Annotated in this window: 2 protein-coding genes; one reads left to right on the forward strand and one right to left on the reverse strand. The window is 62.9% G+C overall.

Annotated features, from left to right (window positions below; genetic code table 11):
* A partial coding sequence (locus ADADOO_RS16395; protein WP_511278582.1) for an NUDIX domain-containing protein occupies positions 1-360 on the forward strand: 360 nt, incomplete at its 5' end.
* 142 nt (positions 361-502) lie between these two features.
* Here ADADOO_RS16395 and ADADOO_RS16400 read toward each other — a convergent pair.
* Positions 503-1,954: ribonucleotide reductase barrel domain-containing protein (locus ADADOO_RS16400; RefSeq protein WP_511278583.1), on the reverse strand; the 1,452-nt coding region annotated here is incomplete at its 5' end.

A 1,954-nucleotide genomic window follows, 5' to 3' on the forward strand; every position in this document is an offset into this window, starting at 1 on the left:
TTTGAGCGACAGTTCCGCTATCCGTTGCGCCGCGTTTTTCTCGAACTACCGGCTGGCAAGATCGATCATGGCGAAGCCATCATCGACACCGCTCAGCGTGAACTCCGGGAAGAAACCGGCTATGTCGCCAGCGACTGGGAATACCTTGGCGTGATGCACCCGTGCATCGGTTACTCTGACGAACGCATCGAAATCTTTGTGGCGCATGGCCTGCATCTGGCCGGTGAAAAGCAGCTCGACCACAACGAATTCCTCGATGTCGTCGAACTGTCGCCGGCCGAAGCCAGGCAGGCTGTCTGGGATGGTCGCATCAGCGACGCCAAGACCATCACCTCGCTGTTCTGGCTCGACAAGCCCTAAACCCGAAGCGCTGAGTCCTTCCGGGCGATTGCTACGGTCGACCGGAAAAAACGGCCAAAATCGACTTCGTGCTTCGGCCTGAAATCAGCCCCAAAGCAAAACGCCCCGGCATGACCGGGGCGTTTTTTGGGGCAGTCAGCGATCAGCCGCAGGTGCCTACCGCGCCGCAGGCCGTGCAGAAATCACAGCCATCCTTGCGGATCATCGTGTGGTTCCCGCACTCGCTGCACAGCTTGCCTTGCGTCGGCAGGACCTTGTTGCTGGTCGAGTCTTCCGGCGCTTCGAGGATGCCCATCTGCTGCAGCGGGAAGCCGCTTTCGTCGAGGATGCCGAGCATGGCATAGCGGTGGATGATCAGCTGGGCGATGTAGGCCACGGTCGACGGGAAGGTTTGCTGCTTGCGTGACCCCGGGACGAAGGCCATGAAGTCGCCGAGCGGCTCGGAGTAGTCGATCAGCTTCCTGAGCTTCATGCCGATCCAGGCCGGATCAAGGACGCGCATGTCGAGCGAAAGCAGCTTGGACAGGCCATCGAGGGCGCGCGGATAGTTGCCCGACAGCCACATCGAGTAGGGGCGGGTGACGCCGTCCGGCAGGGTGATTTCCTTGAGGCCGAGGACGAAGTCTTCGCCGGTCGACGGGTTGTTGATGTCCACCGTCCACGACAGCGTGCCGTCGGTGCCGGTCTTCGGCTCCTTGGCGCTGAACAGGGCATCCTTGACCGGCGTCGGGCCTTCGTTCTTGAAGGCGCCGAGCTGATCGCAACGCCAGCGGATGATCTGGGCCATGGCGGACACCACGGACGGTACGCGCTTGCGTTCGCCGTGCGGGGGCATTGGCATTTCGAAGGCGTCGCCTGGCGTTTTGGCCAGGGCATCGAGCTTCATTTGCAGCCAGCCATGATCCTTGGCGCGCATGTCCATCGACAGCGTCTTGGCGACGGCACCGAGGCCGCGTGGTTCGGCCGGGCCGTTGGCCCAGACTTCGAACGGCCAGGCCTTGCCTTCCGGTTCGACGTGGCCGACGAACAGCGCGAACTTGCCGATCGGCGAGTCGAGCATGTAGGTCCAGCACAGGTTGCCTTCCGGCAGGTTCGGGCGGCCCGGCCAGCGCAGGCTGGCGAGCACAGGAGCCGGCAGGTTCTTGATCGACAGGCGGCGGTTGGCGTCGGTGACGAAATCCTGCGGCGCCTTGGCATCGCCCTCGGTCTTGGCCGGCTCGCTGCTGGTAACGGACAGCACGGAGCCGAGCACGCTGTTCGGACGGTAGGTGGCCAGACCCTTGAGTCCCGACTTCCAGGCGCTCATGTAGAGGTCCTGGAAGTCTTCGTACGGGTAGTCGGCCGGGACGTTCACTGTCTTCGAAATCGAGGTGTCGATGAACGGTGCGACGGCGGCGACCATGTCGCTGTGTGCCTTGGCGGAAATTTCAAGGGCCGTGACGAAGTACTCGGGCAGCTTGCTGACGTCGCCGCCGCGGTGCTTGTAGAGGCGCCAGGCGTAATCCTCGACCGAGTATTCCTTGATCGTGCCGTCCTGCATGCGCTTCTTGCGGCTGTAGGTCCAGGAGAAGGGCGGTTCGATGCCGTTCGAGGC

The organism is Azonexus sp. (assembly GCF_036170495.1).
In the GTDB taxonomy this organism is placed as follows: domain Bacteria; phylum Pseudomonadota; class Gammaproteobacteria; order Burkholderiales; family Rhodocyclaceae; genus Azonexus.